We start from the raw sequence: 13172 nt of genomic DNA on the forward strand, positions 1-13172 counted from the left end.
CTGCTGGCGGCGACGCGGGAACGGGCCCCGCACTTCGGCTGCTTCGGGATGCACGAGTGGGCGATGGTCTACCGGCAGACCCGGGAGGAGCTGCGCCCGACCCGACCCGACACGTCGGCTATTGCAGGTAGCGCTCCACCTCAGGCTTGGGGCGTTCGCCCTGGGCGTCCGGGTCGCCGTGGGTCTCTCGGGCGGCCCGTCGGCGGCGCAGCAGGTCCCAGCACTGGTCAAGGGACTCTTCCAGGGCGCGCAGGCGCTCACTGGTTTCGCCCTCGGTGCCCGACTCGTGGGCCTGGGCGTCGGCGCGCAGCTTGTGTTCCTCGTCGACCAGTTCGGTGATCCGGTTCAGGATGGTCTTGTCGTCCATGTCACAGAGCCTGGCACAGGGTGCCCGGCATCGCCCGGATTCGAGGGTACCGGTGCGTCCCGGGTCACTGACCCGCACCGGCGAGCCGGACGCCGCCCGGCTGGTGCCGAGGTCGCCACCGGGTGGGCGGCACGCAGCCGTCCCACCCGTCGGGTCGCCGGCCTGGCGGACGCGACGACGCGACCGACGTGCCGACGACGCGGCGGCTCCTGGCAGCACCCTCCATCGTGGTACGTCGAGTGGCCGGGATTCGCACCTCTGACGTGGACCGATCGGTGGTGGATTGCGGTTACCAGTCTAGAAAAACAGCAACTTGAGGGGTTGTGTGGACACTGCTAGCGTACGCAGAGCCTCAGCCCTGGATGCCCCGCTGTGGTGGGACCTCATCCCCCTGATCATTCGTTGATGAGCTGAGTCAACGCCCGGCCTGGGACGGTTCAATGCGTTCTCGCGGTACGACTATCCGCACCAAGGTCGTCGCCCTGCTGCTCTGCCTGGTCGCGCTCTGGATGTTCGCGGCATGGGTGACCCTGCGTGACGGCTTCCACCTGCTCGGTGCCCAACTGGTCACCAGCAGGGTCCACGAGCCGAGCGAGCCGCTGTTGCAGCAGCTCCAGGTGGAGCGGCGGTCGACCCAGGCGTACCTGAGCAGCCCCGAGGCCCCGCAGCGGACGGCGCTCGAGGCCGAGCAGCGCAGGACCACGGAGCTGGCCTCCGCCTTCGCCGACTCGGTGCGGGACTGGCAGGTCGACATCGCCGGCAGCTCCGCGTTGGACGCCCGGCTCCGATCGACGATCGCCCAGGTCGACTCGTTGAGGCAGACTCGCGCCGAGGTGCTGGACCGCAAGATCGACCGGATCGCGGCCGCCGAGGCGTACACCGACGCGATCGCGTCGATCTTCCAGATCTACGACGTGACGGGCGGCCTCGACGACAAGCAGATCGCCGGCGAGGCGGCCGCCCTGATCCAGCTCGACCGGATGAAGGAGCTGATCTCCCAGGAGGACGCACTGCTCAGCGGCCTCTTCGGAAACGGTCGGATGAGCGGCGCGGAGTACGCCCGCTACGTCGCGTTGGTCGGTTCGGAGCGGTTCGTCGGTGCGGAGACCCGGGTCCGGCTCGCCGACGCCGACCAACGCCGTTACCAGCAGCTCGTCGAGGGTGAGGCGTTCACCCGACTGCGTGCCGTACAGGACAGCATCATCCGCGGAGGTCGGCCGTCGACCCAACTGCCGGTCGGCGCCGATCAGTGGCGCGGGACTGTCGAGCCGGTGCTGGCCCAGGTGAACGATGCCGTCACCGCCGGCAACCAGGGCATCGTGGAGCGGGCCACCGGCGACGCGGTGACGGTCGTCGTCCGACTGGTGTTCGTCACCGGTCTGGGCCTGCTCGCCGTCATCGCCTGCGTCGTCGTCGCCACCACCACCGCCCGGAACCTGCTGCGCCAGCTGAACCGGCTGCGTGAGGCCGCCCGGCAGCTCGCCGACGAGCGGCTACCCCGCGTGGTGGAGCGGCTCGGGCGCGGCGAGGAGGTCGACCTGGCCACCGAGGCGCCCCCGCTGCGGTTCGGCACCGACGAGATCGGCCAGGTCGGCGAGGCGTTCAACGCTGTCCGGACCACCGCCCTGCGGACCGCCGTCGAGCAGGCCGACAGGCACCGCAACGTCCGCGAGGTCTTCCTGAGCCTGGCCCGACGCACGCAGGCGCTCCTCCACCGCCAGCTCACCCAGCTCGACGCGATGGAGCGCCGCGAACACGACGCCGAGGAGCTGGAGGACCTGTTCCGGGTCGACCACCTGGCCACCCGGATGCGGCGCAACGCGGAAAACCTGATCGTGCTCTCCGGCTCCACCCCCGGCCGGGCCTGGCGGCGCAACGTCCCGATGGTCGACGTGGTGCGCGGCGCCGTGGCCGAGGTGGAGGACTACACCCGGGTCACCGTGCTGCCGCTCGGGCCGGTCTCGCTCGCCGGCCGCGCGGTCGGCGACATCATCCACCTGCTCGCCGAGCTGATCGAGAACGGCCTGTCGTTCTCCCCACCACACACGACTGTCGAGGTCCGCGGCCAGGTTGTCACCAACGGGTTCGCCATCGAGATCGAGGACCGGGGCCTCGGCATGAGCGAGGAGGACCTGGCCACGGCGAACCACCGCATCGTCGACCAGTCCGAGTCGAACCTCGCCAACGCCGCCCGCCTCGGGTTCTACGTGGTGAGCCGGCTGACCGAACGGCACGGCGTGCGGGTGAGGCTCACCGAGTCCGCGTACGGCGGCACCACAGCGGTCGTGCTGATCCCGCTGGAACTGGTCACCGCGGCCGACGCCTCCCCGGACGACTCCGGCTCGGTGAGCCCCGCGGTGGCGGTGCCGGCCGACACCACCGCACCGACGACGGACGAGAAGGCCGAGGCGGACGCCGCCCTCCCCACCCGACAGCGGACCACCCCGGCAACCGGCACCCCCGCCCTGCCCACCCGCGCCCGACGCGGCCCGGCTCAGCCGGCCCTGGAAGCCCCGACCGTCCCCACCGGACTGCCCACAGTGGGTCGCTTCCGCCCGGGGGCCCCCGAGGCAGAGCCGAACCCGGTCGGCGACGGCGGTCCGATGCCCGCCCGCGCCGAGGCGGAGCAGACCAACGCCGGCTTGCCCGTTCGGGTCCGACAGGCGAACATCGTTCCCGAGTTGCGAGACGACCCGGCGGTGTCCGAGACCGACGACGAGGATGTGGTGCGCCCACCGGAGCAGGTTCGCCGGATGATGAGCTCCTACCAGACCGGCACCCGGCGTGGGCGCACCGACGCGGCTCGGCTGCTCGGTGGTGCCACCGGCGCCCCGGCGGCGACCCTGTCCGAGCCGACCGACGAGGATCCTCCACAAACGACCTGACCGAACACCGACGACGCGGGTGTCCGCGCGGCGTTACGGTCAAGCCCCACCCGAACACGGCGCACAGCCGGCCGAGAAGAGGACGACGAAGTGACCCAGAAGACGGCTTCGAGCGCCGACCTGACGTGGTTGCTGGATGACCTGGTGGGCCGGGTCAAGCAGGCCGAGCACGCGGTCGCGCTCTCCACCGACGGCCTCCTGATGGCCTCCTCCCAGGGGATGAGCCGCGACGACGGCGAGCACCTCGCGGCGATGGCGGCCGGCATCCAAAGCCTCGCCCGGGGCGCCGGCAAGCGTTTCGGTGGTGGACAGGTGCAGCAGACCATCATCGAGATGCAGTCGTCGTTCCTGTTCGTCACCGCGGCCGGCCGTAACGCCTGCCTGGCGGTGCTGGCCTCCGAGGACGCCGACGTCGGCCTCATCGCCTACGAGATGGCGATGCTGGTCACCCGGGTCGGCAAGTACGTCGCATCGCCGTCGCGTGGCACCGATCAGCAGGTCGGCGAGAGGTAGCGGCGATGACGGTCGAGGGGGAGTCCGCAGACCAACTGTGGGTGGATGACCATGCGGGTCCGGTGGTGCGTCCGTACGCGGTGACGCGTGGGCGGGCCCGCCCGGTCACCGGCACCTTCGACCTGATCTCGCTGGTCACGGCGACCCGGGCCGAGGTCGCGCCCGAGGTCGGTCTCGGCCCCGAGCACCTGGCGATCGTCGGGCTGTGTCAACGCATACAGTCCGTCGCCGAGATCGCCGCCCATCTCGACCTGCCGGTGGGCACCGTCCGGGTGCTTCTCGGTGATCTGGCGGCCCGCAGCCTGGTGCAGGTCCGCGAGCCGCAGACCACGGCCGGCGTTCCCGACAACAGCATCTTCGAGGCGGTAATCAATGGACTACGGGCACTCTGACCGGCCGGCGGGAGCGGCGCCACTGCCCACCGCGATCAAGATCCTGGTCGCTGGCGGCTTCGGCGTGGGCAAGACGACAATGGTTGGCGCGGTCAGCGAAACCCGGCCGTTGCGCACCGAGGAGGTGCTGACCGAGTCGGGGGTCGGCATCGACGACCTGTCCGGGGTGGAGGACAAGACCACCACCACAGTGGCGATGGACTTCGGTCGGATCACCATCAGCGACGACCTGGTGCTCTACCTGTTCGGTACGCCGGGGCAGGACCGGTTCTGGTTCGTGTGGGACGAGTTGGCGTTGGGGGCGATCGGCGCGGTGGTGCTGGCTGACACCCGCCGACTCTCCGACTGCTTTCCCTCGATCGACTACTTCGAAGGTCGGGGCACGCCCTTCGTGGTGGCGGTGAACTGCTTTCCGGGCGCGCGGCAGTACCGGCTCGACGAGGTGCAGGTCGCGTTGAACCTGGACCCGGGTGTGCCGGTGCTGCTCTGCGACGCCCGGCAGCGCCAGTCCAGCAAGGAGGTGCTCGTCACGCTCATGGAGCACGCCTTGAAGACCCGCGAGGCCCGCCGCCGCGCCGCCGTCGGAGACTGACAGCAGTTTTTCGAGGGAAGGGGTGTCCGGAACGCCTCCGGCCGATCGTCATGCTGGCGATACCCCGAGAAACCAGGGAGCCACCAGATGAAATACATGATGTTCGTGTGCAGCGACACCGAGCCGGACACCGACCCCACCGAGCTTCCCGACATCCACAAGTGGGTGGCGGAGAACGACTCCCATGGCCGCCGCGTGACCGGCAACGTGCTGGCATCGACGAGCGCGGCCACGACCGTCCGTGTCCGGGACGGTGAACTGCTCGTCTCCGAAGGGCCGTTCGCGGAGACCGCCGAGGTGATCGTGGGCTTCGACCTGCTCGACTGCGCCGACCTGGACGAGGCGATCGAGGTGGCCCGCACCCACCCGATGGCCCGCGAAGGGCGACTGGAACTGCGCCCGTTCGCGGACCTGTCCGACTGACCGGGTTGACCACCCCGTCTCGCCGGTCGGTGCGCACCCCGGCACCGGCCGGCGCGGCGGAGACCGTCGCGGCCGCCGGCGTCGAGGCGTACCCCCGGATCGTCGCGACCCTGATCCGGGTCACCGGGGACTGGGCGTTGGCCGAGGACTGTGCCCAGGAGGCGTTGGCCGTCGCCCTGGAACGGTGGCCCGCCGACGGTGTGCCGGCCAACCCGGGCGGCTGGCTCATGACGGTGGCCCACCACCGGGCGATCGACGTACTGCGCCGGGCCACAGTGGAGCGCCGCAAGCTGCACGACCTGGCGATGCTCACGCCCGACGACACGTCGCCCGAGCCGGAGCTGAGCCACGACGTGGTGGACGACCGGCTGCGCCTCATCTTCACCTGCTGCCATCCGGCGCTCGCGCTCGACGCCCGGGTGGCGTTGACACTGCGAACGGTCTGCGGCGTGCCGACCGCCGACATCGCCCGCCTCCTGCTGGTCAGTGAGTCGACGATGACCCGCCGACTGACCCGGGCCCGCACCCGCATCGCCCAGGCCGGCATCCCGTACCGGGTGCCGGACGGGCCGGCGCTCACCGAGCGGCTGCCCGGCGTCCTCGCCGTGCTGTACCTGCTGTTCACGCGGGGCTACGTCGCCGACGGCGAACCGGCCTTCGCCGACGAGGCGGTCCGGCTGGCCCGGCTGCTCGACCGGCTGATGCCTGATCAGTCCGAGGTCGCCGCGCTGCTGGCGCTCTTCCTGTTCCAACACTCCCGCCGGGACGTCCGCCGCGACGCCGCCGGAAACCTGCTCACCCTCCAGCGGCAGAACCGCGACCGCTGGGACCGCGCCGCCATCGCCGAGGGCCTGGCCACCCTTGATCGGGTACGCCACGACGGGCCGTACGCGTGGCAGGCCCGGATCGCCGCCTGCCACGCCACCGCCGCCTCGGTCGACGACACCGACTGGCCGACGATCGCGGTGGCCTACGACGCGTTGGCCGACCTCCGACCCTCGCCGGTGATCGCGCTCAACCGCGCGGTGGCACATGGCTACGCGTACGGGCCGGACGTCGGGTTGGCGGTGCTCGACGCCGCCCGCAGCGGGGGAGGGCTGGACGGCTACCCGCTCGCCGTGGCCGTGGAGGCCGACCTGGTGGCCCGGCAGGGCGACCGGCCACGGGCGGCCGGACTGTTCCGACAGGCGGCGGCAGCGGTCGGCTCCACCGTCGAGCGACGCGCGCTGCTCGACCGGGCCGACGAACTCGCCCGCTAGCGGAGCGGCTGCACGTCACCAGGAGCGGTACGTCGGTTAACTGGACCGGCACCGCCTCGCCGATCATGGAGTTGTGGTGGGCAACAAAGCCCCCGATGAACTGCCAAATCAGGCACCACAACTCCATGATCGACGGGCAAGGTCTGTACCCGCTCCGCGATCTTGCATCTTCTGTCCCGACGAAAGGGGCGTCCCCCCATGTCGACGACCGGAAATGCAAGATCGGCGCGATCTTCTCGCTCGACACACTTCGATCTACCAGGAGTCCGTTCATCCGGCACGGGTTGACCCGACGGCCTTAGCAACGGTGCTGACTTGCACCGTAGGGCCGCATGCTCGATCGCGGGTAGGGGTCAGCCGCGCTTGGCCATTGCCACGAACCGGGTCCAGGCCGCCGGCTCGAAGGCGAGCGCCGGACCGGCCGGGTCCTTCGAATCGCGCACGCCGATGACGCCCGCGAGGTTGTCGGCGACCTCGACGCAGTTTCCACCGTTGTTGCCACTCTTGGTGCTCTTGCGCCACCGAGCGCCGGTCAGGTCCATGATGCCGCCGCTTCCCCGATCAGATTGAGGGACTGCGCCCGGGACAGGGCGCTGTCGCGAATGCGTTCCCACCGTCGGTCGAGCGTAGCAACGTCGGCAACCTTGTCGATGAGCTGCGCTTGCGCCTGGCTGTCGACGTGGGCGACCCGCGCCCCGTCCGGCATCTCGGCCACTGTGAACGGACCGCCGAGGCCCGGATACATGCCGACGTCGGCGGGCACGACGAAGACCGACACGTTCGGCAGGGCGGCCTGCTCGGCCAGCCGCTCGCACTGCTCCCGCATCATGGCCCGGTCGCCGCCGAGGGTGCGCCGGAGGATTGCTTCGTCGAGGACCGCGACGAGCAGCGGGGGACGCTCCCGCCGCAGGACTGCCTGTCGGCTCAGCCGCGCCTCGGCGAGGTCGTCGGCCTCGGCCGGTGTCAGCGCCTCCCCGACAAGCGTCGCCAGCGCGTACGCCTTGGTCTGGAAGAGGCCAGGGATCCACGCCAGTTCGAACCACCGCAGCGACAGCGCCTCGCGCTCGATCTCGGCCCAGGGCCGGAACCAGGCCGGCGTCCGGCGCTTTAGCGCGTCCGGCCACAGCTCGTCGACGTTCCGACCGAGCAGCTCGGCGACCTGCGCACGATGACGCGTCTGCGGAATTCGTCCCGTGCTCGCCCACTTGGCGGCCGTCTTCGGATCGACACCAATCTGAGCAGCCAAACTGTCAGCGGTGTGGCCCCTCTCGGCCATCGCCGCCTGCACGGCTCGATTCATCTCCGGACCCTCCAGAACGTTCCCGACGTCGGAAGGTAATAGTTCTACGCGGTGTAATCGCTTGGCAACCCTCGGCAGGGTGCTGTGTAGACAGCAATCGACGAGGGAGTACAGGATGTCCGACGACAAGCCCTGCCACCGCCCCCATCGGCCAGGCGCTCGAGCGGCCCAGCCGGCCTCGCACCATGTGACCAGCGCCGGACCGAATGGGCCACGGCACCCCCCGTACCGTGGCCCGGGTCGCTCGGCAGCCGTCGTACCCGAATCACGCTGGCGGTCCCGGTGCGGCCCGCCTGTCGCGCACACCGCCGACGGCCCGCTGTGGACGTGCGACGCCTGCGGTCGGGAATGGCCCTGCCCGGCGCTGCGAGCAACCCCGACGGACGCCGCCCGCCGGGCGACCCTTATCCCCGAGTTCTCCCGGATCACGCGCCGGGCGATCCGCGACCTGCGCGGCCAGCCGGGCGGCCCCGACCCGGTCGCCATCGTCCGCCGTTTCCTGTGGTTCCTGCCGCTCACCGACGAGGAGGCCCGCGCGGTCGCACTGCGGCTGCGCTGAGCTGGGGCATGCGCTGCTGAGCCGCCCCTCGCGCGATCCGGCCCGGCGGTGCAGGTGCTCCTCGTGTCCTTTGCTCTGCACCCGCCGACGCGCCAGTTACGGACCGTTAGTGGTGCGCGGGCGGGTGCAGAGCAAAGGACGCAACCCGAGCCGGGCGGCGGGCCCGGCTGCCCAGCGAAGGCGGCGACAACCCACGCGGCCCGGCGCCACGACCGGGCCGCAGGGGTTGTCGCCGCCGAGTCGAGAGCGAGGAGAAACGAAAGGGCCGCTTCCCGCAAGCGCGCGGAAGCGGCCCTTTCGCCGAACATCGGTGAGTCAGTTGGCGATCATGCGGCGCAGCACGTACTGCAGAATGCCGCCGTGCCGGTAGTAGTCCGCCTCACCGGGGGTGTCGATCCGCACCACGGCGTCGAACTCGACGCCGGTGTCGGTGCTGACCAGCACGGTACGCGGGGTCTCAACGTCGTTCAGGGCGGTCACCCCGGTAATGGTGAACGTCTCGGTGCCGGTCAGGCCGAGCGACTCGGCGGTGACGTCCACCGGGAACTGCAGCGGCAGGACTCCCATGCCGATGAGGTTGGAGCGGTGGATCCGCTCGTACGACTCGGCGATGACCGCCCGGACGCCCAGCAGCATCGTGCCCTTGGCCGCCCAGTCCCGCGACGAGCCCGAGCCGTACTCCTTGCCGGCCAGGATCACCAGCGGGATGCCGGCCTCCTGGTAGGCCGTCGAGGCGTCGTAGATCGAGGTCTGCTCGCCGGTGAGGTGGTTGACGGTGAAGCCGCCCTCCACCCCGGGCACCAGCTGGTTGCGCAGCCGGATGTTGGCGAAGGTGCCCCGGATCATCACCTCGTGGTTACCCCGGCGGGAACCGTACGAGTTGAACTCGTGGCGCGGCACGCCATGCTCGGCCAGGTAGGTGCCGGCCGGGGAGTCCGCCTTGATCGCGCCGGCCGGCGAGATGTGGTCGGTGGTCACCGAGTCACCCAGCTTGGCCAGCACCCGGGCTGCGGAGATGTCGACGACCGGGCTCGGCTCCTGCTGCATGCCCTCGAAGTACGGGGGCTTGCGCACGTAGGTGGAGTCGCTCTCCCAGGCGAAGGTGTCGCCGGTCGGGGTCGGCAGCGACTGCCACCGCTCGTCGCCGGCGAAGACATCGGCGTACGCGGCGCTGAACCCGGTGGCGCCGATCGCCTGGGCGATGACGTCCTGGATCTCGGCGCTGTTCGGCCAGATCTCCCGCAGGTAGACCGGGTTGCCCTCGGTGTCCTCACCGATCGGCTCGTTGGCCAGGTCGATGTCCATCGTGCCGGCCAGGGCGTAGGCGACCACCAGTGGCGGCGACGCCAGGTAGTTCATCTTGACGTCCGGGTTGATCCGGCCCTCGAAGTTCCGGTTGCCGGAGAGCACCGAGACCACCGACAGGTCGTGCTCGTTGACGGCGGCGGACACCTCCTCGGGCAGCGGGCCGGAGTTGCCGATGCAGGTGGTGCAGCCGTAGCCGACCAGGTTGAAGCCGAGCTTGTTCAGGTACGGCGTGAGGCCGGCCCGCTCGTAGTAGTCCATGACGACCTTCGACCCGGGCGCCAGCGTGGTCTTGACCCACGGCTTGCGGGTCAGGCCCTTCTCCACCGCGTTGCGGGCCAGCAGCGCGGCGCCGATCATCACCTGCGGGTTCGACGTGTTGGTGCACGACGTGATCGCGGCGATCACCACGGCACCGTGGTCCAGCTCGTACTCCACACCGTCGGTGCCGGTGACCCGGATCGGGTTGCTGGCCCGACCGCCCGCGCCGACGGCCGCGGTCTCCAGGTCACGCGGCTCGTCGGCCGGGTCGCTGAACTCGTTGGCCGGCGGGTCGCTGGCCGGGAAGGACTCGGCGCTGGCCTCGTCGGCCGGGCCGTTGGCGCCGCGCGGCAGTTCCTCGCGGGGGACACCCGGCTTGAGGTCACGCTCACCGACGGAGTCGTCGGCCACGTAGTCGGTCAACGCCGAGCGGAACAGCGTCTTCGCGGCACCGAGCGGCACCCGGTCCTGCGGGCGCTTCGGGCCGGCGAGCGACGGCTCGATGGTGGCGAGGTCCAGCTCCAGGCGCTCGGAGTAGTCCGGCTCGGCGGCCGGGTCGTGCCAGAGGCCCTGCTCCTTGGCGTACGCCTCGACGAGCGCGACCTGCGCGGCGTCGCGGCCGGTCAGCTCCAGGTAGCGGATCGTCTCCGCGTCGATCGGGAAGATCGCCACGGTGGAGCCGTACTCCGGGGACATGTTGCCGATGGTGGCCCGGTTGGCGAGCGGCACGGCGCTCACGCCCGGGCCGTAGAACTCGACGAACTTGCCGACCACACCGTGCTTGCGCAGCATCTCGGTGATGGTCAGCACCAGGTCGGTGGCGGTGGTGCCGGCCGGCATCTCGCCGGACAGCTTGAAGCCCACCACCCGGGGGATCAGCATGCTGACCGGCTGACCGAGCATCGCGGCCTCGGCCTCGATGCCGCCGACGCCCCAGCCCAGCACGCCCAGGCCGTTGACCATCGTGGTGTGCGAGTCGGTGCCGACCACGGTGTCCGGGTAGGCCTGGCCGCCACGCTCCATGATGGTGCGGGCCAGGTACTCGATGTTGACCTGGTGGACGATGCCGGTGCCCGGCGGGACGACCTTGAACTCGTTGAACGCGGTCTGGCCCCAACGCAGGAACTGGTAGCGCTCCTTGTTGCGCTCGTACTCCAGCTCGACGTTGCGGGCGAACGCGTCCTCGCGACCGAACAGGTCGGCGATCACCGAGTGGTCGATGACCAGCTCGGCCGGGGCGAGGGGGTTGACCTTGGTGGCGTCGCCGCCCAGGTCACGCACGGCCTCGCGCATGGTGGCCAGGTCGACCACGCAGGGCACACCGGTGAAGTCCTGCATGAGGACCCGCGCCGGGGTGAACTGAATCTCCACGCTCGGGGCGGCGGTGGAATCCCACGCGCCGAGCTGGCGGATGTGGTCGGCGGTGATGTTCGCGCCGTCCTCGGTCCGCAGCAGGTTCTCCAGCAGGACCTTCAGGCTGTACGGCAACCGGGCGTAGCCGTCCACCTTGTCGATCTTGAAAATCTCGTAGCTCGCGTCTCCGACGCGTAGCTGGGTCTTCGCACCGAAGGTGTCGAGGCTCGCCACGTCGTACTCCTTCACACCAGCGACCGTGAGTAGTCCTGAGCAGTCTGTCGCACCGGCTGGGGCGCCGCCGAGGTTAGGTGACACTTACCCGCCGATTCCGCTTCCAACAAAACCGTACGTCCGTCTTGCTATTCGCGCAAGCTGGTGCCAGGGTTCGAGACAGGAGGTAGCGCGATGATCCACCACGTACTGCTGGCCTGTCCGCACGGCACCGAGGACATCTCGCGTGCCTTCTACGCCGGCCTGCTCGGCCGGCCCTGCTCCGCCCCGACCTCGACGCGCTGGCCGGCCGGCTGCTCGACGCCGGCTACGACGTTGTCTGGGGCGACGACGAACTGCCCGGGATGCGCCGATTCCACACCCACGACCCGCACGGCAACCGGCTGGAGTTCGTCGCCCCGCTCGCCGGCTGACCCGCCCAGCCCTCGACTCCCGCGGCTGAGCCTGGACGGCGGCCGGGCCATGTCCGCGAGCACGGCGGTTCACCAGGTCCCGGGGTAGGGTCGGAGGCCGGATCGGAAGGGGTGCCGAGTGGTCGACGTCCAGCACTGGCTCTCGGCCCTGCCTCCGGGCGTGGTCTACCTCATCGTCGCCGGGGTGATCGGCGTCGAGAGCATGGGCGTCCCGCTGCCCGGCGAGATCGTGCTCGTCAGCTCCGCCCTGCTCGCCGCCACCGGAGTGGTGGAGCCGGAGTGGGTGGCCAGCGCGGCGGCGTTCGGCGCCATCGTCGGTGACTCCATCGGGTACGCCGTCGGCCGACGCGGCGGTCGCCCTCTCCTCGCCCGACTGGGCAGACGATTCCCCAAACACCTGGGCCCGGCGCAACTCGCCCGCGCCGAACACAGCTTCGCGCGGTACGGCGTCTGGGCGGTCTTCTTCGGTCGCTTCGTGGCACTGCTACGGATCCTCGCCGGGCCGCTCGCCGGTGCGCTGCACGTGCCGTACCGCCGCTTCCTGCTGGCCAACGCGGCCGGCGGGTTGGTCTGGGCCTTCGGCACGACGTACCTGCTCTACTCCGTCGGCAAGGCGGCCGAACACTGGCTGAAGGACATCTCCTGGGCCGGGTTGGTCCTCGCGGTGCTCGCCGGGCTCGGCAGCACCTGGTGGTTGCGCCGGCGCGCCCACCGCATCGGGTCGACCGACGGTGCCTCCGGCGCGGAGGCGACGTCCGCCATGGCGGCAGCCTCCGACGGCCAGTCGGCGGCAACGGCCTCCGAAGTCGATCCGGTCCGCGCGGGCAACGACCGCTGATCTCCGGGCACACCGAAGGGCCGGGCCCTGTGGTGGGGGTCCGGCCCTTCGCTTCGTGCGTGTTGGTGCGGTGGTGTCAGTTGGTGGTGTAGCCGCGGGTGGCGATCCAGTCGGCGAGGTGTTCGACGCTGATTTGGTAGGCGGCTTGGTTGGGGTCGGCGGAGTCGGCGATGGTGGCGGTGGTGCCGTTGTCGTGGTAGCCGACGACGCTGATGTAGTGCCCGCCTTCGTAGGAGTGGGTGGTCCCGTTGGTGTCGGTGCTGGTGCCGGCGATGTTGGCGACGACGGCCTTACCGTTGTCGATGGTGCGGACGATGTCGGCGCGTAGTTGGTTGGTCTGCTTGGCGTCGGCGTCGGGGGTGCTGATCTCGACGGAGTGGTAGGTGTTGGTGGTGCCGGTTTCCTTGTTCAGGACGGGGGTGATGTCGTTGATGGAGTTGGTGCCGGCTTCGGTGGTGCCCATTTCCTTGGCCATGTC

Annotated in this window: 13 protein-coding genes and 2 pseudogenes; 10 read left to right on the forward strand and 5 right to left on the reverse strand. The window is 70.5% G+C overall.

Annotation, left to right across the window (positions count from 1 at the left end):
- Positions 1-96: pseudogene (locus ABZ406_RS30300) on the forward strand (3-methyladenine DNA glycosylase); the annotation flags it as partial.
- Between the two features lie 22 nt (positions 97-118).
- Here the strand turns inward: ABZ406_RS30300 and ABZ406_RS30305 are convergent.
- The gene (locus ABZ406_RS30305) at positions 119-367 is read right to left on the reverse strand and encodes a DUF2630 family protein (RefSeq protein WP_357768891.1); all 249 of its coding nucleotides are present in this window, start codon (positions 365-367) and stop codon (positions 119-121) included.
- A gap of 440 nt (positions 368-807) precedes the next feature.
- On the opposite strand from ABZ406_RS30305, the gene ABZ406_RS30310 reads away from it, so the two are divergent.
- The 6 genes from ABZ406_RS30310 to ABZ406_RS30335 all read left to right on the forward strand — a co-directional run bounded on the left by ABZ406_RS30310 (position 808) and on the right by ABZ406_RS30335 (position 6431).
- A complete protein-coding gene (locus tag ABZ406_RS30310; protein WP_357768893.1) occupies positions 808-3252 on the forward strand; it encodes a nitrate- and nitrite sensing domain-containing protein in 2445 nt (814 codons plus the stop codon).
- 90 nt (positions 3253-3342) lie between these two features.
- Positions 3343-3765 carry a roadblock/LC7 domain-containing protein gene (locus tag ABZ406_RS30315; protein ID WP_357768895.1) on the forward strand — a complete coding sequence of 141 codons (423 nt, stop codon included), beginning with the start codon at positions 3343-3345 and terminating at the stop codon, positions 3763-3765.
- A gap of 5 nt (positions 3766-3770) precedes the next feature.
- Positions 3771-4157 carry a DUF742 domain-containing protein gene (locus tag ABZ406_RS30320; protein WP_357768897.1) on the forward strand — a complete coding sequence of 129 codons (387 nt, stop codon included), beginning with the start codon at positions 3771-3773 and terminating at the stop codon, positions 4155-4157.
- Positions 4138-4749 carry an ATP/GTP-binding protein gene (locus tag ABZ406_RS30325; RefSeq protein WP_357768899.1) on the forward strand — a complete coding sequence of 204 codons (612 nt, stop codon included), beginning with the start codon at positions 4138-4140 and terminating at the stop codon, positions 4747-4749. The genes ABZ406_RS30320 and ABZ406_RS30325 overlap by 20 nt, the downstream gene beginning before the upstream one ends.
- 87 nt (positions 4750-4836) lie before the next feature.
- A complete protein-coding gene (locus tag ABZ406_RS30330; protein ID WP_357768901.1) occupies positions 4837-5172 on the forward strand; it encodes a YciI family protein in 336 nt (111 codons plus the stop codon).
- Positions 5173-5177: 5 nt separating this feature from the next.
- On the forward strand, positions 5178-6431 hold the full coding sequence (locus ABZ406_RS30335) for a sigma-70 family RNA polymerase sigma factor (RefSeq protein ID WP_357768903.1): 1254 nt from the start codon (positions 5178-5180) through the stop codon (positions 6429-6431).
- A gap of 353 nt (positions 6432-6784) precedes the next feature.
- Here the strand turns inward: ABZ406_RS30335 and ABZ406_RS30340 are convergent, their stop codons facing one another.
- Both ABZ406_RS30340 and ABZ406_RS30345 read right to left on the reverse strand, forming a co-directional pair.
- Entirely contained in the window at positions 6785-6973 is a 189-nt protein-coding gene (locus ABZ406_RS30340; protein WP_357768905.1) for a DUF397 domain-containing protein, read from the reverse strand.
- The gene (locus ABZ406_RS30345; protein ID WP_357768915.1) at positions 6964-7731 is read right to left on the reverse strand and encodes a DUF5753 domain-containing protein; all 768 of its coding nucleotides are present in this window, start codon (positions 7729-7731) and stop codon (positions 6964-6966) included. Before ABZ406_RS30345 ends, ABZ406_RS30340 begins: the two co-directional genes overlap by 10 nt.
- A 187-nt stretch (positions 7732-7918) precedes the next feature.
- On the opposite strand from ABZ406_RS30345, the gene ABZ406_RS30350 reads away from it, so the two are divergent.
- Entirely contained in the window at positions 7919-8290 is a 372-nt protein-coding gene (locus ABZ406_RS30350) for a hypothetical protein (RefSeq protein WP_357768907.1), read from the forward strand.
- Positions 8291-8605: 315 nt separating this feature from the next.
- Here the strand turns inward: ABZ406_RS30350 and ABZ406_RS30355 are convergent, their stop codons facing one another.
- A complete protein-coding gene (locus ABZ406_RS30355; protein WP_357768909.1) occupies positions 8606-11458 on the reverse strand; it encodes an aconitate hydratase in 2853 nt (950 codons plus the stop codon).
- A 159-nt stretch (positions 11459-11617) separates the two neighbouring features.
- On the opposite strand from ABZ406_RS30355, the pseudogene ABZ406_RS30360 reads away from it, so the two are divergent.
- Both ABZ406_RS30360 and ABZ406_RS30365 read left to right on the forward strand, forming a co-directional pair.
- Positions 11618-11856: pseudogene (locus tag ABZ406_RS30360) on the forward strand (hypothetical protein).
- A gap of 118 nt (positions 11857-11974) precedes the next feature.
- Positions 11975-12694, forward strand: a complete 720-nt coding sequence (locus ABZ406_RS30365) for a DedA family protein (RefSeq protein WP_357768911.1) — start codon at positions 11975-11977, stop codon at positions 12692-12694.
- A gap of 76 nt (positions 12695-12770) precedes the next feature.
- Here ABZ406_RS30365 and ABZ406_RS30370 read toward each other — a convergent pair.
- Positions 12771-13172, reverse strand: a 402-nt coding sequence (locus ABZ406_RS30370; protein WP_357768913.1) for a C39 family peptidase, incomplete at its 5' end; no start/stop codon positions are given.

It is taken from the genome of Micromonospora sp. NPDC005710 (genome assembly GCF_040630995.1).
Taxonomy (GTDB): Bacteria; Actinomycetota; Actinomycetes; order Mycobacteriales; family Micromonosporaceae; genus Micromonospora.